At 42.4% G+C, this 22,046-nt stretch carries 15 protein-coding genes; 10 read left to right on the forward strand and 5 right to left on the reverse strand.

The features are described 5' to 3' along the window. Window positions 1-494 precede the first annotated feature (494 nt). From dnaA to DABAL43B_RS00025, 5 genes are all read left to right on the forward strand, one after another. A complete protein-coding gene (gene dnaA, locus DABAL43B_RS00005) occupies window positions 495-1,940 on the forward strand; it encodes a chromosomal replication initiator protein DnaA (protein WP_079690480.1) in 1,446 nt (481 codons plus the stop codon). Between the two features lie 161 nt (window positions 1,941-2,101). Beyond that, entirely contained in the window at window positions 2,102-3,277 is a 1,176-nt protein-coding gene (gene dnaN, locus DABAL43B_RS00010; RefSeq protein WP_079690481.1) for a DNA polymerase III subunit beta, read from the forward strand. A 117-nt stretch (window positions 3,278-3,394) separates the two neighbouring features. Continuing rightward, the gene (recF, locus tag DABAL43B_RS00015; protein WP_079690482.1) at window positions 3,395-4,609 is read left to right on the forward strand and encodes a DNA replication/repair protein RecF; all 1,215 of its coding nucleotides are present in this window, start codon (window positions 3,395-3,397) and stop codon (window positions 4,607-4,609) included. Between the two features lie 533 nt (window positions 4,610-5,142). Then, a complete protein-coding gene (gyrB, locus tag DABAL43B_RS00020) occupies window positions 5,143-7,770 on the forward strand; it encodes a DNA topoisomerase (ATP-hydrolyzing) subunit B (RefSeq protein ID WP_079690483.1) in 2,628 nt (875 codons plus the stop codon). A 109-nt stretch (window positions 7,771-7,879) separates the two neighbouring features. Then, window positions 7,880-8,488 (forward strand): manganese efflux pump MntP family protein, encoded by a 609-nt coding sequence (locus tag DABAL43B_RS00025; RefSeq protein WP_079690484.1) that lies wholly within the window; start codon window positions 7,880-7,882, stop codon window positions 8,486-8,488. 125 nt (window positions 8,489-8,613) lie between these two features. Here the strand turns inward: DABAL43B_RS00025 and rlmF are convergent, their stop codons facing one another. Further along, window positions 8,614-9,651 (reverse strand): 23S rRNA (adenine(1618)-N(6))-methyltransferase RlmF, encoded by a 1,038-nt coding sequence (rlmF, locus tag DABAL43B_RS00030; protein WP_079692973.1) that lies wholly within the window; start codon window positions 9,649-9,651, stop codon window positions 8,614-8,616. A 226-nt stretch (window positions 9,652-9,877) separates the two neighbouring features. Between rlmF and DABAL43B_RS00035 the strand changes: the two genes are divergently transcribed. The 3 genes from DABAL43B_RS00035 to DABAL43B_RS00045 all read left to right on the forward strand — a co-directional run bounded on the left by DABAL43B_RS00035 (window position 9,878) and on the right by DABAL43B_RS00045 (window position 13,118). Continuing rightward, complete coding sequence (locus tag DABAL43B_RS00035; RefSeq protein WP_079690485.1) at window positions 9,878-10,693, forward strand: crotonase/enoyl-CoA hydratase family protein; 816 nt, start codon at window positions 9,878-9,880, stop codon at window positions 10,691-10,693. 17 nt (window positions 10,694-10,710) lie between these two features. After that, on the forward strand, window positions 10,711-11,697 hold the full coding sequence (locus DABAL43B_RS00040) for a hypothetical protein (protein ID WP_079690486.1): 987 nt from the start codon (window positions 10,711-10,713) through the stop codon (window positions 11,695-11,697). A 254-nt stretch (window positions 11,698-11,951) separates the two neighbouring features. Beyond that, window positions 11,952-13,118 carry a MalY/PatB family protein gene (locus DABAL43B_RS00045; RefSeq protein WP_079690487.1) on the forward strand — a complete coding sequence of 389 codons (1,167 nt, stop codon included), beginning with the start codon at window positions 11,952-11,954 and terminating at the stop codon, window positions 13,116-13,118. 22 nt (window positions 13,119-13,140) lie between these two features. On the opposite strand, the gene DABAL43B_RS00050 is transcribed toward DABAL43B_RS00045, so the two are convergent. From DABAL43B_RS00050 to DABAL43B_RS00065, 4 genes are all read right to left on the reverse strand, one after another. Further along, complete coding sequence (locus DABAL43B_RS00050) at window positions 13,141-13,641, reverse strand: cupin domain-containing protein (protein WP_079690488.1); 501 nt, start codon at window positions 13,639-13,641, stop codon at window positions 13,141-13,143. Window positions 13,642-13,708: 67 nt separating this feature from the next. Further along, window positions 13,709-15,277, reverse strand: coding sequence for an FGGY-family carbohydrate kinase (locus DABAL43B_RS00055; protein ID WP_079690489.1), 1,569 nt, complete (start codon window positions 15,275-15,277; stop codon window positions 13,709-13,711). A 44-nt stretch (window positions 15,278-15,321) separates the two neighbouring features. After that, window positions 15,322-16,977, reverse strand: coding sequence for a glycerol-3-phosphate dehydrogenase/oxidase (locus DABAL43B_RS00060; protein WP_079690490.1), 1,656 nt, complete (start codon window positions 16,975-16,977; stop codon window positions 15,322-15,324). A gap of 261 nt (window positions 16,978-17,238) precedes the next feature. Beyond that, window positions 17,239-18,975: an FAD-binding oxidoreductase gene (locus tag DABAL43B_RS00065; protein WP_079690491.1), complete on the reverse strand. Its 1,737-nt coding sequence runs from the start codon at window positions 18,973-18,975 to the stop codon at window positions 17,239-17,241. A 515-nt stretch (window positions 18,976-19,490) separates the two neighbouring features. On the opposite strand from DABAL43B_RS00065, the gene guaA reads away from it, so the two are divergent. Both guaA and DABAL43B_RS00075 read left to right on the forward strand, forming a co-directional pair. Then, window positions 19,491-21,095, forward strand: coding sequence for a glutamine-hydrolyzing GMP synthase (gene guaA / locus DABAL43B_RS00070; protein ID WP_079690492.1), 1,605 nt, complete (start codon window positions 19,491-19,493; stop codon window positions 21,093-21,095). Between the two features lie 212 nt (window positions 21,096-21,307). Beyond that, the gene (locus tag DABAL43B_RS00075; RefSeq protein WP_079690493.1) at window positions 21,308-21,994 is read left to right on the forward strand and encodes a DUF2628 domain-containing protein; all 687 of its coding nucleotides are present in this window, start codon (window positions 21,308-21,310) and stop codon (window positions 21,992-21,994) included. The last annotated feature ends 52 nt before the right edge of the window (window positions 21,995-22,046 follow it).

Here is a 22,046-nt window from a genome sequence, read left to right on the forward strand (position 1 = left end):
TTTAGAAAAGATGTTTTTAAATCATTGTCTGTAGAATTCTGGTTATAAACCTTATTTGTTGAATTAAATATAACCGTGGTTTTCAATCACTTTTCAGAAGTTATCCACAGTTTGAGTCGAATTCCATAATAATTAATTAATTAATATATATAGATATTGTTGTTATTGGGAGCTGTTTTTTCTGGGGTTAAGTGTGATTTTCTCTTTATTATCAAAATACTAGGCTATGGGTAAGCCTGTGGATAACCTGTGGGTGAAATATGGATAACTTACTTTATTGACTTGTCCACAAAACTATCCACAGTGTTATCCACAAAAAACAAGGTGTTATCCACAGGGCGTTTGTGTTAGATTAGCCCCCTATCTGATGTGTGATTTTGAGTAATCTTATAATAGAGCTTTTGATGTCAACATCAACGCTTTATCAGGTATGAGTTGACTGGTTTTTACAATAAAAAATATTGATATATTAGACTATAGGGTTAGTGATATTCATGATAGATACAGCAAATATTTGGGATAAATGCCTAAACGACCTACGTTATCACGTCAAAGATAATGTGTTCACTATGTGGTTAAGACCACTGTCCGCTCATCAAGAAGCCAACACATTGATTATTCTTGCTCCCAATGATTATTTTGTGACATATATCAAAAAGAACCATTTAGCGGACATTCAGCAGCTGGTTACTAAGCATAGCCAAGGCAATATAGAAGAAGTTATCGTCCGTGTCGATAATGCTGGCCGTGATACCAATGATGATGTTCAGTCACAATCAGGATCCTTATTTGCAGAAGATAACCTCCCCTCTCCTACTGCAGATCATAAGTTTGAAACCATCCATCATAACAATGCCAAAGCAGATATCGATGCCAATATGCGTCACGCAGAGCTGGTCGACTCGGGTGATGCGAAATCATTAAGTTATTTAAATCCTGATTTTACCTTTGAAACCTTTGTCACTGGTAAGTCAAACAATCTGGCTTATAAGGCGTGTTATGAGCTTGGTAAACGTCAATCAAAAAATCGTCACAATCCTTTATTTATATATGGACCTTCTGGTTTGGGGAAAACGCATTTAATGCATTCTGTAGCCCATCGCTATTTAAAAAATAATCAAAGTTTTTATTATTTCACTTCTGAAAAATTTATTAATCAATTAGTTTATTCATTAAGAAATAATAAAATAGAAGATTTTAAAAAGAAAATAAAAAAAGTGGATTTATTAATTGTAGATGATATTCACGTATTGGCTGGAAAGACTAAAAGTAGTAATGAGTTTTTGACATTGTTTGCAGATTTTACCAGTGGTGATAAACAACTGATTTTAGCTTCGGATCGGCATCCATCACAGATGACTGAGTTTGACGAACGCTTTAGATCGCGTTTTTCTTGGGGTTTAACGGTCGCCGTTGATCCACCTGAAATTGATACGCGTGTACAAATCTTACAAAGGAAAGCTGCTTCGTATGGCATGAGCTTACCTAAAGAGTGCGCGTTATTTATCGCTCAAAACGTCGTCTCTAACGTGAGGCGTTTAGAAGGTGCATTGAACCAAGTATTTGCTAATGCTAACTTAACCGGTGCCCCTATTACGCTTGAGATGGTGCAATATGCGCTAAAAGACATCGTTGCAATGCGCGTACAAGCCGTTAATATGGATAATATTCGTAAAGTGGTCGCTGAATATTATGATGTGACCATTAAAGATATGCTGGGACGCAAACGTACGCGTAGTATTGCTAGACCACGCCAAATAGCGATGGCATTATCACGAGAGTTGACTAGCGATAGCTTTCCTGAGATTGGACAATCCTTTGGTGGACGCGACCATACGACAGTGATGCATGCTTGCGATAAGGTTAATGAGTTGCGAGCAGCAGATCCAGCGTTTGACAAGGATTACAAGACGCTAGCACTGATGTTGCAAGCGGGTTAGAAGGCTTTGCTATCACTATATTTTAGTAGATAGATATGGTTTATAATATTGAAAATAAGCGTACACAGACAGCTAATGGATTATCGTCAGTAGACAAGGTATTATTAAGCCATTATTTTATATTTTTATAAAAAGAATCATTTAAATAAGAGTAACTAAGCATGCAATTATCGATTAATCGAGAGTCGTTACTAAAAGCCATAAACTTGATCGCCAAGGCTGCGGATAAACGCCACAATATGGTTATCTTGGGTAATATCAAGTTGCAATTGTCTGAGTCAGAGCTTGTTTTGACAGCTTCTGATTTAGAAGTAGAGCTGACATCGACGTTGAAATTGCCTGCCGGTGCTTGTGTTCAAGCAGGTACATCGACGTTACCGGCGACCAAATTAAGAGATATTTGTAAATCATTACCCGCTCAAGCACAAATCAACCTTGCCACTCAAGAAAACGAGCGCTGCTTATTGACCAGTGGCAAAAGCCGCTTTACCTTGGGCACATTGCCCAGCGAAGATTATCCAAGCTTGGGAAATCCTGAAAATATTACCCCTTTGACTATCAATCGTAGTCGTCTTACGGATTTGATTCATAAAACGCAGTTTGCGATGGCGATTCAAGATGTACGCTATTATCTGACGGGTATGCTGTTTGACGTATCGCAGCAGCAGCTAACGACGGTTGCGACCGATGGACATAGACTGGCCTTAGCACGTAGCGTTATCGACGTCAGTGCGGATTTGAATATGCAGGCTATTTTGCCGCGTAAAGCTGTGATTGAGCTTGAACGTCTAGCTTCTGAGCTAGGTAAGATGCTTGGCGATCAAGATAACGCAGTCACGTTAAGTTTCGGTCGTGAGTTTTTGCAAGTCAGTTTGCCGTTTGGTGATGTAGATAGTGCAGGGCAGGTCAGTCAAAACCTTATGGTGACTTTTACCGCGCGTTTAATTGATGGTAAATTCCCTGATTATCGCCGTGTGATGCCTAGCAATACTGATAAGCTGGCCTTATTCAATCAAGAAAAAATGATGGATGTGCTGCGCCGCGTCGCGATTTTGAGTAATGAAAAATCTCGCGGGGTGGTATTTAATTTTGCAAGCGATGGCATGGTAGAAGTACGTGCCAATAATGCTGAGCAAGATGAAGCGGTTGAGATGATACAAGCCAAGTATCAAGGTGAACCAATGGAGCTGTCATTTAATGCCGCCTATTTACAAGACGTGCTAGGTGTCATCCAAGGTGACTTACAAATGCATATGAGCCAATCAAATGCGTCGGTATTGGTCAATCAGTTAAATGATGAATTCCATCAGTACGTGATTATGCCAATGCGTATCTAGTTTGTTATTCAAAAATATTGGGTGGTTAGGCTTTAAGTTTAACCTCCCACACCTAGATATTTTATTAAACTTATGTTTGTTAATTATCATTGATTTTTATAGGCGGCTATCGGTATTATGATTGAACGTCTACAAATTTCACACCTGCGTAATTTAACGCAAGTCAATCTAGCGTCTGCTGCTTGCAACGTTATTATCGGCGCTAATGGCAGCGGTAAAACCTCGCTACTTGAAGCGATATTCTTGCTATCAAGAGGCAAGAGTTTCCGCCATAATCAGCCTAAACGCTATATTCAGCACCATCAAAACGCAGCAACCGTGCATGCCAAACTCAGCGATAGCAGTACATTGGCTATCCAAAAGCAAGCGGATGCTACGACGATTTTACGTCTCAATCAAACCACGGTTTATAACCAGAGTATCTTAACTGAGCAGCTGCCAACATTACTCATAGATCCATCGACGATGGACATGCTAGAGCAGGGCAGTGCCAGTCGTCGGCAGTTATTAGATTGGTTGGTGTTTCACATGAAACAAGGCTTCCACCCGCAATGGCTTGCTTATCAACGCCTGTTAAAACAGCGCAATAGTTTGCTAAAACAGAGGCGGCATCTTAGTCAAGTTCAGCTTGCTGAGCTAAAGTCATGGGATAAAGGGCTTAGCAATCATGCAGCCTTGATTCATCATTATCGTGAATCTATATTTGAAGCGTGGCAGCCTTATTTTTCTGAGAGTATTACTCAGTTATTGCCATCCTATGCGCAGCAATTAAGCTTAAGCTACAATGCAGGTTACGATACTGGTATAGCACTCGATATACAGCTTAACGAGCGTTTAGAGCAGGATTTACAGCTCGGTTATACCCGTATCGGTAACCATCGCGCTGACATTCATGTGCATTGGCGATCTAGCGATCCAGTAGCAATGAATAATGAACACCCAACTATCAGTACCATCTCGGCAGCCGATGTAAGTGTTAAATTGCCAGTTCTAAAAGAGCAGGCGGCTAACGTCTTGTCGCGTGGTGAAAAAAAGCTGTTAATTACCGCATTACGCTTATCGCAGTTGCCATTGTTGCTTAACGTTAAAAATAATAGTGAGCTATCTAGCAGTGACGCTAAGCTAAACGCTACACCAGTGGTACTGTTAGATGATATTACTGCAGAGCTTGATGAGAGAGCGATAGATATTTTACTGTCTACCTTAGCGCAGCTACCGTGTCAGGTGTTTATGAGCAGTCTGACCGACAGTATCTTGCCACTGATAAATGAATATTGGTCAGAGCCTAAAGTGTTTCACATGAAACAAGGTGATATTTTACTTACTCAATAATTTTCAATTGACTTAATTATCCTTAAATAATTTAATGGTTATTGATATTTTTAAGTGCCTAGCTTCTTTTATAACTTGCTATAAATTATATTCAAATCCACGCTCAACTTCCTCGATTCACCCAACCTTCTAGAACTGATAAAACTACCAGTAAACAGTGACTTACAAGCAAAAAAATGCTAAAATAGGGCTTTATTTTTGTTCTATTCTCAGCGAGCTGTCTTACTGTTTTATATAAATATTTATTACTGATTGGACGCATTTAAGTCTTTGATAAATAACCGTTTAATATTATTCTTCAAAGTGTGTTGAAGATTGAAAATACTGGCAATGATTGTTTTATAAATAATACTAAGTCTGTATTATTTATAACTGGTTTTCGCCCGTATTTCAACTGTTGGAAATCTTAGGTCAACCACACTAATAGCAGAATTTAACTATAAAAACGATAGCTAAGATAGCATCATCAAGTATTGCCACTGTGGTGATGATTGATGGTACGCAGCTGATAATGGCTAGATTAAGGAATGCACATGAGTGATTCATTACCTACCGACCACCAGCAACTAACGTCAGACAGCGTAGTTGAGACTATTGCCGCCGCTGTCGTTCCTGAAGCATTACCCTCTGATTATAGCTCGAAAGATATTCGTGTACTGCGCGGATTAGAAGCAGTGCGCGTGCGTCCTGGCATGTATATCGGTGATACCGATGATGGTACCGGCTTGCATCATATGGTTTTTGAGGTAGTGGATAACTCTATCGATGAAGCGCTTGCCGGTCATTGTGACCAGATTGATATCATCATTCACGAAGATGAATCTGTGAGCGTCATGGATAATGGTCGCGGCGTTCCTGTGGATATTCATCCAGAAGAGGGTGTGTCTGCAGCACAGGTCATTATGACGGTACTGCATGCTGGTGGTAAGTTTGATGACAACAGTTATAAAGTATCTGGCGGTTTACATGGCGTCGGTGTTTCGGTTGTTAACGCCTTATCTAAAAAGCTTGAGATGAATATCTGGCGCGAAGGCTATCATTATAATCAGACTTATACCGATGGTGTGCCGGATAGCGATATCCAGCAGATGGAAGCGACAGATCAAACGGGTACGCAAATCCGTTTTTATCCTAGTCATGATGTGTTTACGGGCACTACCTTTGAGTATGATATTTTAGCCAAGCGTTTACGTGAGCTGTCATTTTTAAACTCAGGTGTACGTATTGTGCTAACTGATGAGCGTATTGATAAGCGTCATGAGTTTGAGCATAAAGGTGGATTGTCTGAATTTGTTAGCTACATCAATGCTGGTAAAGATGGCGTCAACGATGTATTTCATTTCATCAGTAATCAAGATGACGGTATCAGTGTCGAGGTTGCCCTACAGTGGACGGATACTTATAACGAAAAAGTGCTGTGCTTTACCAATAATATTCCGCAAAGGGATGGCGGCACGCATTTATCAGGCTTTCGCTCAGCGTTAACGCGTTGTTTGAATACCTATATGGACCGTGAAAACCTCTTCAAAAAAGAGAAAGTGGTTGCGACTGGTGATGATGCTCGTGAAGGTTTAACAGCTATTGTATCCGTTAAAGTTCCTGATCCTAAGTTTTCGAGTCAAACTAAAGATAAGCTGGTATCAAGCGAAGTAAAATCAGCGGTCGAATCAGCAATGCATGATAAGTTTAATGATTATCTGCAAGAGAATCCCAGCGCTGGTAAATTGATTGCCGGTAAAATTATTGATGCCGCGCGTGCTCGTGATGCGGCTCGTAAAGCGCGTGAGATGACTCGCCGTAAGACTACTCTAGATATCGCAGGTTTACCGGGTAAGTTGGCGGATTGCCAAGAAAAAGATCCGGCATTATCAGAGCTATACATCGTGGAAGGGGATTCTGCTGGCGGTTCAGCCAAGCAAGGTCGTAGCCGTAAAACTCAGGCGATTTTACCATTAAAAGGTAAAATCTTGAACGTTGAGCGCGCGCGTTTTGATAAAATGCTATCGTCTGCTGAAGTCGGTAACCTAATTACTGCGCTTGGTTGTGGTATTGGTCCTGATGAATATAATCCTGATAAAGTGCGTTATCATAAAATTATTATCATGACCGATGCGGACGTTGATGGATCACATATTCGTACGTTGCTATTGACTTTCTTCTTCCGTCAAACACCTGAATTGATTGAACGTGGTTATATTTATATCGCGCAGCCACCCCTTTATAAAGTGAAAAAAGGTCGTCAAGAGCTGTACCTAAAAGACGATGAAGCGCTAAAAGCGTATTTATTATCATCAACGATTGATAGTACTAAGTTGCATATCAATGCTGATGCACCTGCGATTACTGGGCAAGCGCTTGAGACGTTGCTGAATGATTATAACCAAACACAGCTGATTAAAGCGCGTCTGCAAATTCGTTATCCAGCGGTATTACTCGACGCATTGACGCATACGCCGAAGCTTAGCACTGATATGACTTATGATAAGTCAGCGATGGAAGCATGGAAAGAGTCGTTACAGATCCAGCTTAATCACTTCGGTAGTGATTTATATCCTGAGATTGAATTGGTTAATATCCATGCGCCCGTATCTGCAACTATGGATGCAGTCACTGCTGACTTGTTAGGTATGAAACCGCAGCCAGAACCACAATTAGCCATTGAAGGTGAGTCTGTTTCTAGTGGTGATGCGCTCTCAACGAAGGCGCAATGGTTACCACGGATAACGGTTTATGTGCATCAGCTAGCACATCATTATCTGCTTGATGCCAGCTTTATCAACTCAAGCGAATACAGCAAGCTACTGCGTCTATCCGCTGAGTGGAATACTTTGCTCGATGACAGCGCCTTTATCCGACGCGAAAGTACGTCAGGAACTAATAAAGATATTCCAATACGTGACTTTGATTACCTATGGCAGCAGATGATGCTAGAGGCACGTCGCGGTCTGGCGGTTCAGCGCTATAAAGGGCTGGGCGAGATGAACGCTGATCAGCTTTGGGATACCACTATGGATCCTGAAAATCGTCGTATGCTACGCGTGACGATTGAAGATGCTATTGCAGCTGACCATATGTTTACCTGCTTGATGGGTGATCATGTCGAGCCGCGCCGTATCTTTATTGAAGAAAATGCGCTGACGGTTTCTAATTTAGATATATAGTATTTGAAATTAACTTATTAATTCTATAAAGTCATCTTGCTAGCAAGGTGGCTTTTTTTGTTTCACGTGGAACTTAATTTAAGACTGGCTTTAACCGGTGGAAATATAAATGATTGAAGTAATCTTACTCGCCATTGCGCTGGCGATGGATGCGTTTGCCGTAGCGATTGGGCTGGGTGCTAAGTCCCAAAAGCACAGTCGTCCTTACGTACTGCGTTTGGCGTTTTATGCGGCACTGTACTTTGGTATTGCGCAGGGTGTGATGCCGCTCATCGGCTATTTACTGGGTGCTGTGATGTTGGGTTGGCTGGCATCTGCTGCACCATGGATTGGCGGTATAATTCTGCTGGCTTTAGGTGGAAAAATGCTCTACGAAGCTCTGAGTGCTGATGTTCAAGATGCGATAGATGAGTCTATTCAAGGCTTTGATAGTGGGGCTATGAATGCTAACAACAGGCAAGAATATATCAATCATCGTACGATGTTGACGCTCGCTATTGCGACCAGTATTGATGCGATGGCAGCAGGATTTACTTTAAACTTATTATCACTTAATGCATGGTTAGCTTGTCTAATAATTGCAATAGTCACTGCTGGGTTTGGACTGTTCGGTGTCTATTTGGGTAAGCACTCCGGCACGTGGCTTGAGGATAAAGCTGAAATTTTAGGGGGAGTGGTGCTGATCGCGATCGCGATAAAGGTTATGTTTTTTAGTTAAGTAACGCTAGTGTTTCAGCTTATTTTGCCCATAAAAAAGCACCACTTTGGATACCAGAGTGGTGTTTTTTTAATAAGGGCTGTGTTTCACGTGAAACTATAGTTATTTTTAATTTTAACTATTACTTATTCTTCATCAGTATTAAAGCGCCAAGCCAATATACGGGTGTTCTTTTGACCTTGACTCATCTCAATGATACGCATCTGGGCGACACTGAGTTGCGTTAATAATAACTGCAAAGGCTTCACGTTTTCAGATTTTGACACTAAGCTGGTAAACCAGCCTACATGCTCTGCAAAGTCTTGACTCTCTTTTATCATCTTAGTTAAAAAAGCAATCTCGCCGCCTTCACTCCACAGCTCTTTATGCTGACCACCAAAGTTCAGATTCTGTGCCGCATTGCCAGATTTTGTTGAGCTACGGCTGATTTGCTCGTTCTCATTCTTACCACGATGTCGTTGCAGATTATGCTGCTTACGGCTATTGGCTTCCATCGCTTCTTCTAATGAGGCATGAAACGGCGGGTTACAAACGACCACATCAAAGTAATCTTGGCGACCAATGATATTTTTAAAGATAAATTTAGGCTCAGGTTGCAGCTTTACTTTAACCGCACTTTTTAGCTTGGGATTGGTTTCACAGATAAGCGCGGCAGTATTGACCGAAATAGGGTCAATATCAGTGGCGGTAAAGCGCCAACCATAGCTTTGGCTACCGACAATGGGATAGATAGCACTGGCACCGGTACCAATATCAAGGGCGTGGATTTCTTTGCCAGTTGGTGGCGTATTATCTTTATTAACATGCGTGGTCTGCGCGAGCAGGTCGGCAATATAATGAATGTAATCTGCACGTCCAGGAATTGGTGGGCACAAATAGCCTTCCGGAATATCCCAAAATTTAACACCGTAATAATGAGCCAGCAGCGCCTGATTAAGCACGCGCACGGCGGCACTGTCAGAGAAGTTAATCGTCGACTCGCCTTTAGGATTAGTAATGGTATGCTGGGCAAGCTCAGGTAAGGCACGGGTCAATACTTCAAAATCATAGCGACCTTGATGCGGATTACGCGGATGCAGTTGGCCAAGTTTTTTGGCAGTCTCAGGCGATCTATTTCTGTGATTATTGGTGGTCGGGCGACGGTTCATAGGCTTACTGGTCATAGTATCGGGCTTTGATGTTTGAATATAATGATCCATTTTAGCAGATTTCATCTCAGTCTATCTGTTTATCCACTGCGAATAACCAATGCCAAGCGAACCGTTGGTTTATTTCTATACTTGCGTTGTAGGGTTCGGGTGTCTATATTGAAAGTAAGGCAAATTAACATCAAGTGGATGTTATTTACACTGCGTACACCATAATAATAGACCTTAAAAGGATAAGATCATGACTACGGAAAGCCACAATAGCAATAACACTAGCAATGACACTCGTATTACCTATGCCGTCCAAGATTACATCTGCCTAATCGGGCTCAATCGTGCCGATAAACGCAATGCCTTTGACAGTCATATGATTAAGCAACTGTCTGAGGCACTGACTCAATATGAGAATGATGCGAATCTCCGCTGTGCATTGATATTCGCTCATGGTGAGCATTTCACCGCAGGGCTTGATTTGATGGAGCTACAAGATAAATGGGATAAAGGCGCGTTTGAGTTTGCTGCCGACGAAATCGATCCTTGGGGTATCGGTGGACAATTGCGCAGCAAACCAGTCGTCGTCGCGGTTCAAGGAACTTGCTTTACCGCTGGCATTGAGCTGATGCTCAATAGTGACGTGGTCATCGCAAGTAGCAACTGCAACTTTGCGCAAATGGAAGTTCAGCGCGGCATCATGCCGTTTGGTGGCGCGACCGTACGCTTTGTCGCTGCTGCTGGTTGGCAAAAAGCTATGCCTTATTTACTGACAGGCAAGCCGTTCAATGTGCAGATTGCTGATAGGCTCAATTTAGTCAGTGAAGTGGTCGAAAATGGCGAAGAATATGAGCGCGCGCTAACTATCGCCCAAGAGATTTGTAAAGCTGCACCGCTTGGCGTGCAAGGATTACTATCCTCAGCACAAGATGCCAGTCGTAATGGTGCAAGCTCAGCATTGGCTAACATTCATAGCTATCTGCCGCCGCTATTTCATTCAGAAGATGCCAGAGAGGGTGCGATGGCGATGGTTGAGAGAAGGGCGGCTGAGTTTGTGGGGAAGTGAAATATAAGGTCTAGTTTATGTGGAAGCAAAAAATAATAGCGATATGGTCTAAGTGTTTTTTAAAAATTTCAAAAAGTTGGCAACCAGACTTTGAAGAGCTTTCAGCTTATATCTCTCCAGATATTCTATATTTCTTCACTGTAGATAAAAACTCTTCATATTGCATATCATGGAATACGACGTATTCAGAACTGTTAGCACTTAATTTAGGACATCTAGAAATAGATATAAATGGTGTACAGTTTTATCATTTTGATATACCTATTATAGTGGGTCATATCAAATTTAATCATGCAAAGATTTTATGGAACTCTACTTCATTAGCGTCACCAATCCAGCATTATATAGTCGACATTAGAGAGGGAGTAAGGCATACAGACACTTACTCACAGCTAGCAGGAATTCTCTCTAAATATGAGACGTACGCGCAAAAAATTACCGATAATACGGTTATGGATGAAAACTCTTTCAATTTGCGCATAAAAGATATCTTTTACGTTCTTAATTATTCGATACCTGATAGATGTACTCGCTTAGATATTTATAATAAGAGAGATTATGCTTATCCTATTTTACTAGATAGTAATTATCAGCATCAAGGCACTGTTAGCAAAATTCACTATATGAGCTATGGGCTTAAAATTGAGCAATATCATCACTATTATGATTACTGTATAAAACCTGTACCAAGCTTTGTTACGGCATTACTCAAGTATGATGAAGATAATATCGTATGGATTGATAATATAAATAAGGTAATAGGTTTCAAAGGTGATAATTCTTGCTTGGTACTACCTAATAAAATCCAAAGTATACAGATTGACAATCTACGTCCTGCAAAAGGTTGGGGTGGTTGTTGGATGGAGATTAGGATAGAGGGTTTTAAAGATAGCATTCGTATTTATCAAGTACTAGATGTTAATCAATTAGATAAACACGTAGACGACTTTTCTGAATTTTTTGGAGTTGATGTTGTTATCAATGATAGAGGCTATGATTGTTAGATTAATGACGCTTCTTTAATTAATATCAGATACTAACAAATCTATAAATTAAACAATAATAGCGGATGGCAGGATTGGCTACTCATACATCCAACTCTAATCAAACCGTTAAATCCCCTTTCTAGTGTTTCACAGCATTAATCTTTTAGCGTTAGTCTTATAGCGCATCTATACAAACGCCATAAAGCGATTGGTGATGACGCCATTCATGTTGTACCCTAAACCATTATTTTTTTCTAACTCAGGAGAATACGGTGTTGTACAACTTTGATGAAATAATAGACAGACGTAATACGGGATCGCTTAAATGGCATTATACCGATGATACGATTCCGCTATGGGTCGCGGATATGGACTTTAAGACCGCCCAGCCTATTTTAAAGGCGATTGAGCAAGTAGCGCAGCATGGCGTCTTGGGTTACACCGTCCCGACCGAGCCTTTGTACCAAGCGATTATTCAGTGGCATGGCAGTCGTTATGACTTATGGCTCGATAAGCAGAATATCCTTTTCTCTCCGGGTGTGGTGCCAAGTTTGGTGCTGATGATGGTCGTATTTACCGAGGAAAGGGATGCGGTACTTATCAATGATCCTATTTATACGCCTTTTATGACCAAGGTTTTGGACAATGGACGTAAGCTTGTGACTTCTGCACTCAAAGAAGTTGAGGGACAGTATCGTTTGGATTTGGTCGATATCGAAGCCAAGATTATCGAGCATAAAGTGAAGCTTTATTTACTGTGTAATCCACATAATCCTGGCGGGCGCGTATGGACGACCGAGGAGCTTGAAGCATTACTTTTAATCTGTAAAAAGCATAATGTGGGAATTGTTAGTGATGAAATTCATCAAGATTTAACCTTAAGTAGTCAAAAATTCATCCCCTTTTTAACTCTAGCAAAAGGCTATGAGCACAAAGTGGTGAGCCTGACCTCGATGACTAAAACTTTTAATATTGCCGGTATCAAAGGTTCGATGATCTTTGCTAAAGATAGCGCATTACTCAGTAAAATTAACCAGCAGCAGCGCTTAAGTGACGAGCATGAGCTAAATTTATTTGCTTATACGGCGATGCGTAGTGCTTATGAGCAAGGTGGTGACTGGTTGGTACAGGCGCTTGCTTATATCGAAGCCAATATTGACTTAACCCTGCAGTTTTTAGCTCAGCATCTGCCTAAAATTAAAGCCATGCGCCCAGAAGCTTCGTATTTGATTTGGCTAGATTGCTCGGCATATGCGCAAGACGATCAAATGATTTATGACGCGCTTAGAGATGCTAAAGTTGAGCTTAGTGCGGGCATCAAATATGGTAATGAGGGACATTTGAAAATGCGCCTCAATGTGGCGTGTCCTAAAGCGATATTAATAGAGGGATTGAATCGTATGCATACCGCCTTAAATGATATGTGCCAACCCTTATAAAATGAGATGAGATTTGCTTGTTTTAAGGGTTTACTTGATCCAAATTTTCTAAATCTACAAATTCCTTTTTGCCATGAATATTGTACATTTTGCGCTCAATGTCTGGATAGTTGGTGATATCAATGGGTGGTCTGCTACCGCCCATAAGATAGACGGCATCGCTATCGCTGTCGTTACGCATAGAATGCGCCGCTCCATGTGCTGGGAAGCCGACGAAATCACCCGTATTTAATAAATAAGTGTCATCGCCATAACGTAGCGTAAGCTTACCAGATAGCACATAAATGAACTCGTCCGATTCTTCATGATAGTGATGTTGGGTCGTCTCATCACCCGATTCAACGCGTACGAGATGCAAACCAAATTTGGTTAAACCAACGATGTCGCTCAATGAGACCGTATGGCGAATAGCTTGTTCGTTAAATTGGTGCACGTGTCTGGTTTCAGGAATGCTGTCAATATGAGACTTGATTAGAACGTAATCTTGGGTGTTTTTAAGCTCAGGCTTTGATGTCATGGTCATTAAGTAATCCCCGTTGTTATTATTTTAATCTTATAACAGCCGTAATGAGTGGAGTGCAAGGTTTGGATTACTTAGCTGGATAACCAGTGATATCTTGAATGCTTTGATATAAAGGTTTTAAGCGCTCATACATTTTCAGATAGACTTCATTATATAAGCGTTTATAGAGCTGGACGTTGGCGTCAATTGGCAAAAATTCATCGCCCAAATGGGTCATCGCTTCAGTAGCTGTTAAGTGGTCAGGATAAACACCAAGCCCTACCGCACAATTGATAGCAGCCCCTAAGCCTGAAGCTTCATAAGTATGCGGACGATAAGCGGGCATACCAAAGATATCTGCCGTCAGCTGCATCGCCGAGTCGCTTTGGGAGCCGCCACCAGAGACGCGCAAGTGTTTGATGGTTTTGCCTGTGCGTTTTTCAATGGTATCAAAGCCAAGTTTAAGCTCATAAGCAAGCCCTTCCAAGATAGCGCGGTAAACGTGCGCGCGCGTATGCACATCACCAAAACCAATGAGCGCACCTTTACCTTCAAGTCCCGGATGACGAACGCCGGGCGACCAATACGGCTGCATCATCAGTCCCATACAGCCTGCGGGAATGTCCTTGACTGCTTGATCGAGGAGTTTTTCGGTATCGATACCCTGCGTTTTTGCCAGTTGCTCTTCATAGTGAGCGAACTGCTCTTTAAACCAGCTAACCATCCAAAAGCCACGATAAATCATATATTCATGGTTGTAGTAATTGGGTGCGGCGGCGGTATAAGCGGGCATGTGCTTGAGTATTTCAACATAATTTGTTGAGGTGGTATTGACGGTCGCGGTAGTGCCAAAGCTTAAGCAAGCGGTATCGGCGGCGAGTCCAGCAGAACCTAACGCTTCACAGGCTTTATCGCTGGCAGCAGCGATCATTGGCGTACCTTCAAGAATACCGGTTTCGGCAGCAGCTTTAGCAGTAATATGACCAAGTAGCTGCCCAGGTGGCATGAGTTTGGGCATTTGCTCTAGTCGGCAATTAAATAGTCGCCATTTTAGATTTTTGGGCTTCATCCATGTCTGAGCTTTATAGTCATAAGGCAGGTAGCCTAGCGCGTGACCCGTAGAATCGGCCAGTTGGTCCGTAAGCTGATAGGTTAAATAAGCAGAGAGATTGACATAATAGGCTGTTTTTGCCCACATCTCCGGCTCATGATGAGCAAGCCAATTACAGCGTGCCTTTTGCTGCGCCTCTTGTACCAGCTCGCCCATACCGATGACTTTTGTAAGCGGATTAAGAAAGCCTATGTCATTGGCTTCGCCTCGGCGCAAATCCATCCATACAATGGCTGGGCGTAGCGGCTGTTTATCCTTATCCAAACATATCATGGTATAGCGCTGGGTGGCGAGACTGACACCAGCAATTTGCGCTGGCGTGATATCGCAGGTTTGCCATAATTGCTGGCAAGCCTCGCTTAATTTTTGCCAATAGTAGTCGGCATGTTGCTCAGCAAAATTGGGCTGCGTTGAAAAATACGGCTCGATAGGAACGCGTGCTTTGGCAATCTCGGTGCCAAATTGATCAAAGATAAGCGCCCTAACGCTTTGGGTGCCATTGTCTATGGCTAAGAAATAAATAGGGGCATCAAAATTGTTGGTCATAGTCGTCCTTAACTATGTAGTGATAAGCAGTAATAAAAATAAGCTTAAGCTGCTGGCAGATAATAGTAGCGTTGCCACAACTGTTGATAACGTTTAACTTCTTGCTGCCATTTTTGTTCATCCCATCCAAGCTCCTGCTGACAGATTTGCTTCAGTCTTTCACTAATCAACGGCGTCATCGCGCCATGCGGCAGTATTAATCCTAAGCGCGTACGGCGTAATAATAAATCATCTAAATGAATGACTTGCTCGTAGTGAGCAGCAAAGCGAATCTCCGCCCAGATAGTATTGCTGTCAGTCACATAAGCCAAGTCGTCGTCATGCGCCAGCTCTAGTAAGCTATCAAGTTGCCTACCATAAAATCCTCGCAAGCGCTGTTGTAGCGATATCGGTAGGGTAGCAAGCTTGGCATTGGTTGGCGTTTGATTACTAAAAACTTGGCTGCTATATGACGCATTATCTTGAGTAGCTGACTCATCAAGTTCGAGCACTTTTTGGCAAACCTTAAGCACATCAAGAGCGATTAGGCGAAAGGTGGTTAGCTTGCCGCCGCTGACGGTAACCAAATTATTATCCAACCAAACGCTATGGTCGCGCTTTTCTTTACTAGGGCTAACGCGCTTGCCATCGCCGCCTTCTGAAATCAGTGGACGCACGCCTGCCCAAGTACTGATGACATCCTCTCGGCTTAGTTTGGCATGATCAAAGAGATTATTGGTCGCCACCAATAGATAGTCTACCTCTTCATTAGTGATACCGACTTCATTGTCGTCTAAGGTTGGATGATCTAAATCGGTGGTGCCAAGGACGGTACGGTTTTCCCACGGAAAGACAAAGACGGCTCTTTTATCGACAGGGTGCAAAAAGGTATAGGCTTGTGTAAGCGGCAGACGCTCTTGACTGACCACCAAATGACTGCCGCGCGATGGACGAATTTGTTTTTGAAAGCTCTGTTCCGTCTGCTTGCTGGCTTGCATACGTAAGGTATCAGCCCAAGCACCCGTGGCACTAACCACCACTTTTGCGTGAATATGGTAAGTATGATTGCTATCATCAGATGCGGTATCTTTTAGAGTAGCGCCTACGACCAAGCCTTGCTCATTGGTAATTAATGATTCGGCTTTAAGGTAATTGATTGCGCACGCACCGTCATGAATAGCTTCATCTAGCACACGCATCACAAGGCGTGAGTCATCGGTTACCGCGTCACTAAACTGGCTGGCACCCAAAAACTTCTCTTGCTTGATACCAGGATTTAAACTTAAAAAAGCATCTTTTTTAAAGTACTTAGAGTAGCGCTTGCCCGCTAAGCCATCGTAGACACGGAGCAAAGTATTGAATATCCATGGCGGTGGAAATTTGCCTTTATAATGCGGCATGACGTAATGCATCTCGTTGACCAAGCCACTAGCCTCGCTTAGCATGCGCTCACGTTCACGGACGCTAAGTAAGGTCGTTTTATAATCGCCAGAGGCAATATAGCGCAGTCCGCCATGTACCATTTTGCTAGAGCGGCTAGAGGTGCCCCAAGCAAAGTCTTTTTGCTCAATTAACAATACCGCTAAGCCGCGTCTTGCTGCTTCACGAGCAATCCCAGCGCCTGTGATACCGCCACCGATGATCAGCATATCCCAAGGTTCTGAGCGTACTAAAGGCGCTAATGCTTGCTGGCGTTGCTGATAGGGCTTAGCTTGGTTCATAGAAGACTCATTTTAATGGTTATTTAATTTCAGCTAAGTAGATTATCTAAATTGTTTAATTTATAGTCATTATTCAAAAAAATAGATGCGTTTTATTATGACGCGCGACTGGTATTAATTTTCCTTGCGTGCTGTGCCTACGCCGACAGAGGCTGCGCAAAATCAATATCAGCCGCGCTGTACAGCGCTTATATTAAATTAAACATACCTAAGCTAAGACTGCAAATAAGCCCTGACTTTGAAATCCATTGTTAACTAGAACTAATCTTTAAGCAAAACACCCGGATTCATACGTTGTTCAGGATCTAAGCTTTTGAGCATATCGCTGGTTACCTGAATACCTAGCTTACCTTTTTCGGCAGCAAGGTATGGGGCATGGTCACGACCAACACCATGTTGATGCGATATCGTCGCTGTACCATTAGCCAGACTTGAGCTGGCAGCATGTTTGATTTTCTGCCAGCGGCTTAAGGTACTAGCGTGATCTTTTGCCGCTCTAAAGAAGTAGGTGGTATAAAGACTGGCGCCTTGTTTATATACATGCGATATATGAGTAAAGGCCATCACTTCCTCGCCTTCATCGGCTAGCGAGGTTTTCACTGCCTCCTGCATCTGCGCCATCTGCTCGTCGATACGACTCCAATTGGTTGCGGTTTCAAAGGTATCGACCATGATGCCCTTTTCCCATAAGGTGCCGCGCAAATAAGGAAATTTAAAGCGTCCATGCGCCCACACACTACCCATAATATTGGTTATTTTGCCAGTCACACTACCGTGCTGTTTTAACAGTTTATTAAACTGAGATAGCGCCAGTTTATTCTGTGCTTTATCGCCCGATACGCCATAAGTGAGCATGACTTTATCTGAGCTGAGTCCGCGCGCTTTTAGATAAGTACTAATCGCTAAAAACTGGCTGGGCGTCGTACCTAAATGCAAGTGCGCGTCAGTCTCAACCGCATTACTCAGGCGTAGCATAGATAAGCGAATGTTCTTTTGCACGGCTTGTCTAAGCACTTCTTTACCCGCTTCCCAGTTAGGCAGAAATGCGACTTTAAACAGCTCTTCTTCAGGCTGCTGTTGCACACGCATTTTGACTTCAGTAAAAATACCGGCGCGACCTTCCGTGCCCATCATCATCTCACGCAGATCAGGCCCTGCCGCTGATGCTGGAATATCAGCAATATTGAGCACCCCTTGCGGGGTGACTAACGTACCACCAGCAAACATCTGCTCGATACGTCCATAGCCTAACGACTGCTGACCACTAGAGCGTGCAGCAATCCAACCGCCAAGTGTCGATAGCTCCCAAGACTGCGGATAATGCCCCAAGCGATAGCCGTACTCGTCCAATTGTGCTTCGACGGCAGGTCCTTGCGTACCAGCACCAAAGGTAGCAATTTGACTCTCAAAATCTAAATCAATAAGCTGAGCCATCTTGCTCATCGCTACAGTCAATACGGGGCGTGAACCTTTTTGTGGATTGATATGCCCGACCACGGACGTACCGCCGCCAAAAGGAATAACAATAAGGTCGTGCTCGTGAGCCAGTTTCAATAAGGTTTCGACATCAGCGGTAGATTCAGGAAAAGCGACCCCATCAGGGAAGACTTCAAAGTCGCCACCATGCATGGCTATCCAGTCAGGAAAGCTCTGTCCACGCGCATGTCTAAGTCTATCTTCACTATCGACAGACACCATATCAAGCTCAGTAATGGTAGCGGGCAGGCGCGATTTTGGTACGGTTTTGAGTACCTGTTGTAAGCTCACAGACGATAGTTTTTTGGTTTTACCAATATGTGATTTGATTAATTTCGCCCCATGCGCTGAGACTTTTTTATTAATACTGATATTGCCCCAGCCATTCCAGCGCGTTTGCTCTATCGGCGTGTTGGCGGTCATGTTAATGGGCGTATCATTTTTCGAGGCATTATCTAATTTAGTGTTGTCAGTATTGTTAGACGTAGTGGTTTTACGAATAAGGGATTTGATTTTGCTCATAGGGACATACCTGTCGATTTATTAGGGCTGTTTATTATAATTAAGGGTTCGGATAATGGTGGGTCAATCTGGCTGCTGGTAATTAGCTAAGAGTCATCATAAAAAAACATACGATATTAAAGTCTTATACTAAATATGCCGTCTTAAAAATAAAGTATTTATCATTCGAGCATAGCACAATATAAACAAATTTTTTATATAGACTCGTCATTTGTATAATAAAGATTTATAGGATTTTGTGAATAATAAAAATATTACCACCGTCATCGTTTAGTAACTTATTAAAAAAATATCTAATCAAGCCACTTATTTATTATCAACCTTATCACCTCTTGTTTTGTACGCTTAGCTTCCGAACATTCAAATAATCGCTAATATCTGTTAATAACTATCACTATCCATTAACAACTATCAAGAACTGTGAATTATCATGAATAATTAACCATCTAATCGCCATCATCGTGCGGAAACTTGTTAAAATAGGCCACTAATTTTTTCTTGATGGACATCGATTTATGACCACTGCCGCTGCCACTCCTGCAATACCTACTATCAAAGAAGACCGCATCTTAATTCTTGATTTTGGCTCACAATATAGCCAACTAATCGCCCGCCGTGTACGCGATTCAGGCGTATTCTGTGAGATGTTCCCATTTGACATTGACACCCAGCGCATCACTGATTTTGGCGCAAAAGGTATCATCCTATCGGGTGGCCCTGAAAGCGTGCATGCGGAAAACAGCCCGCGCATTAACGATGCCGTCTTTGACTTAGGCGTACCAGTACTGGGTATTTGCTACGGTATGCAAGCGATGGCAGAGCGTTTCGGTGGTAAAGTTCACGCCAGTGATATCCATGAGTTTGGCGCATCGACTATCAATATTGATGGTAAATCTGTACTTATAGATGGCATCGAAGACGCTGCTGGTAAGCTCAATGTGTGGATGAGTCATGGCGATAAAGTCATTGAAGCGCCTGAAGGTTTTGATATCGTTGCCAGTACACCAAGCTGTCCGATTGCAATTATGGCCGATGAGTCGCGCCATTATTATGGTCTACAGTTCCATCCTGAAGTCACCCATACCGCGCAGGGTGAGGCGTTGATAGGACGTTTTGTGCATCAAATCTGTGACTGCGCGGGCAGCTGGACGCCTGATAATATTATCGATATGCGTATTGCACAATTGCAAAAGCAAATCGGTGATAAACAAGTATTGCTCGGTCTGTCAGGTGGTGTCGATAGCTCAGTCGTCGCGGCATTATTGCATAAAGCCATTGGCGATCAATTAACGTGCGTGTTTGTCGATACTGGTTTATTACGTCTGCACGAAGGCGACCAAGTGATGCAAGTATTTGCGGAAAACATGGGCGTTAAAGTGATTCGTGTTGATGCCGAAGATTTATTCTTGAATGCATTGGCTGGCGAGTCTGATCCTGAAGCGAAGCGCAAAATTATTGGTAAAACCTTTATCGACGTCTTTGCCAATAGCGCCCGTGAAATCAGCGAGCAAAGCGATGGTAAAGTCATTGAGTTCTTAGCACAAGGGACGATTTACCCAGACGTTATCGAATCAGCTAAGTCACATCAGGGTAAGGCTCACGTGATTAAGAGCCATCATAACGTTGGCGGTTTGCCGGATGATTTAGCGTTTGAATTGGTTGAGCCGTTACGTGATTTGTTTAAAGATGAAGTGCGTAAACTCGGTATTACCCTTGGTTTACCGGCTAAAATGATTAACCGTCATCCGTTCCCAGGACCGGGTTTGGGCGTGCGTATTTTAGGTGAAGTCACTAAAGAATTTGCCGATATTCTGCGCTCAGCTGATGCTATCTTTATGGAAGAGTTAGAAAAATCTGGCTGGTATGAGAAGACCGCGCAAGCATTTGCGGTATTCCAACCGATTAAATCGGTCGGCGTGGTCGGTGATGGCCGCCGTTATGCATGGGTGATTGCGCTACGTGCAGTCGAAACCGTGGACTTTATGACCGCACGCTTTGCGCATCTGCCGTATGACTTAATTGAGACGGTATCGAATCGCATTATGAATGAAATCGCTGAAGTATCACGCGTGACTTATGATGTGTCGAGCAAGCCACCGGCTACTATTGAGTGGGAATAATTAATCACTTAATCTTTAGCTGAAAATAAAAAAACACTCAACTTGGTTGGGTGTTTTTTTTGCTTAAAATAAGCAGGTGATTATGAATATAATAGTTTTTATTGAACATTTGTTTTTATTATCTATAATAGTGCCGACTTTAATTGGTTTTTATTGTTAAAGTAGAGTTGAAACGCTAAAGCAATCAGTGTTCAGTAAAATTAAGGTATAAGATGATTTGTAATAACTGTAATCAAGAGAATTCAAGTGATGTTATCGTCTGTTCAAATTGTGAACAACGCCTGTCTGATGTTCAAGCACACACACCGCCACCATTAACGGCGGTTAATATTGCTAAAGATACGCAAAACATGCAAAACAGCGCATCTTCTAGTGTTGAAAGTGCTGATACTTTATTGGCGGCTTTTGTCGGTGAAAAGTATGACAGCTATTATCGCGATAAATGGTTTAAAAACCATGTACCTACTTTAATTGCTGACAATAAAAGTTTCAATATCCAAAGCTTTAATCTCGCAGGGCTTCTGTTGGGAGCGTCTTGGTTATGCTATCGCAAAATGTATCTAATCGCTTTTTTTGTTGTACTTGGCATCAATGCGGTTGATTTGGTCTTAATGCATCTATTAGGTATGGAGACGTATAACAATCTTGGTCAAACCAGTTTTTTTATAGCGTGGGCAGTATTAACGGGCATTTTAGGTAATTACTTTTACTTTAATCACAGTGTCAAAAATATAGAAAAAGTCATGAGTAATACAGCTGACCCAGCTATGGTTGAACAAGAGTTAGCGGCAAAGGGTGGTACGTCATGGGTTGGCGCTATCGTGGGTAGTATATTGGTGGTATTACTATCAATAGGTATATCCTACTTATTTGCGCCTGACTGGTATTGGATAGTATAAGTCACTTAATGATATATCTAATCAAGCTAATAGCGTCCATTGTATGACGTTT

Source organism: Psychrobacter sp. DAB_AL43B (assembly GCF_900168255.1).
Taxonomy (GTDB): Bacteria; Pseudomonadota; Gammaproteobacteria; order Pseudomonadales; family Moraxellaceae; genus Psychrobacter.

Excerpts from the sequence above, each read along its gene's own strand:
- dnaA (WP_079690480.1), top strand. The coding sequence starts at position 495 with ATGATAGATACAGCAAATATTTGGGATAAATGCCTAAACGACCTACGT.
- dnaN (WP_079690481.1), top strand. The coding sequence starts at position 2,102 with ATGCAATTATCGATTAATCGAGAGTCGTTACTAAAAGCCATAAACTTG.
- recF (WP_079690482.1), top strand. The coding sequence starts at position 3,395 with ATGATTGAACGTCTACAAATTTCACACCTGCGTAATTTAACGCAAGTC.
- gyrB (WP_079690483.1), top strand. The coding sequence starts at position 5,143 with ATGAGTGATTCATTACCTACCGACCACCAGCAACTAACGTCAGACAGC.
- DABAL43B_RS00025 (WP_079690484.1), top strand. The coding sequence starts at position 7,880 with ATGATTGAAGTAATCTTACTCGCCATTGCGCTGGCGATGGATGCGTTT.
- rlmF (WP_079692973.1), bottom strand. The coding sequence starts at position 9,651 with ATGACCAGTAAGCCTATGAACCGTCGCCCGACCACCAATAATCACAGA.
- DABAL43B_RS00035 (WP_079690485.1), top strand. The coding sequence starts at position 9,878 with ATGACTACGGAAAGCCACAATAGCAATAACACTAGCAATGACACTCGT.
- DABAL43B_RS00040 (WP_079690486.1), top strand. The coding sequence starts at position 10,711 with ATGTGGAAGCAAAAAATAATAGCGATATGGTCTAAGTGTTTTTTAAAA.
- DABAL43B_RS00050 (WP_079690488.1), bottom strand. The coding sequence starts at position 13,641 with ATGACCATGACATCAAAGCCTGAGCTTAAAAACACCCAAGATTACGTT.
- DABAL43B_RS00055 (WP_079690489.1), bottom strand. The coding sequence starts at position 15,277 with ATGACCAACAATTTTGATGCCCCTATTTATTTCTTAGCCATAGACAAT.
- DABAL43B_RS00060 (WP_079690490.1), bottom strand. The coding sequence starts at position 16,977 with ATGAACCAAGCTAAGCCCTATCAGCAACGCCAGCAAGCATTAGCGCCT.
- DABAL43B_RS00065 (WP_079690491.1), bottom strand. The coding sequence starts at position 18,975 with ATGAGCAAAATCAAATCCCTTATTCGTAAAACCACTACGTCTAACAAT.
- guaA (WP_079690492.1), top strand. The coding sequence starts at position 19,491 with ATGACCACTGCCGCTGCCACTCCTGCAATACCTACTATCAAAGAAGAC.
- DABAL43B_RS00075 (WP_079690493.1), top strand. The coding sequence starts at position 21,308 with ATGATTTGTAATAACTGTAATCAAGAGAATTCAAGTGATGTTATCGTC.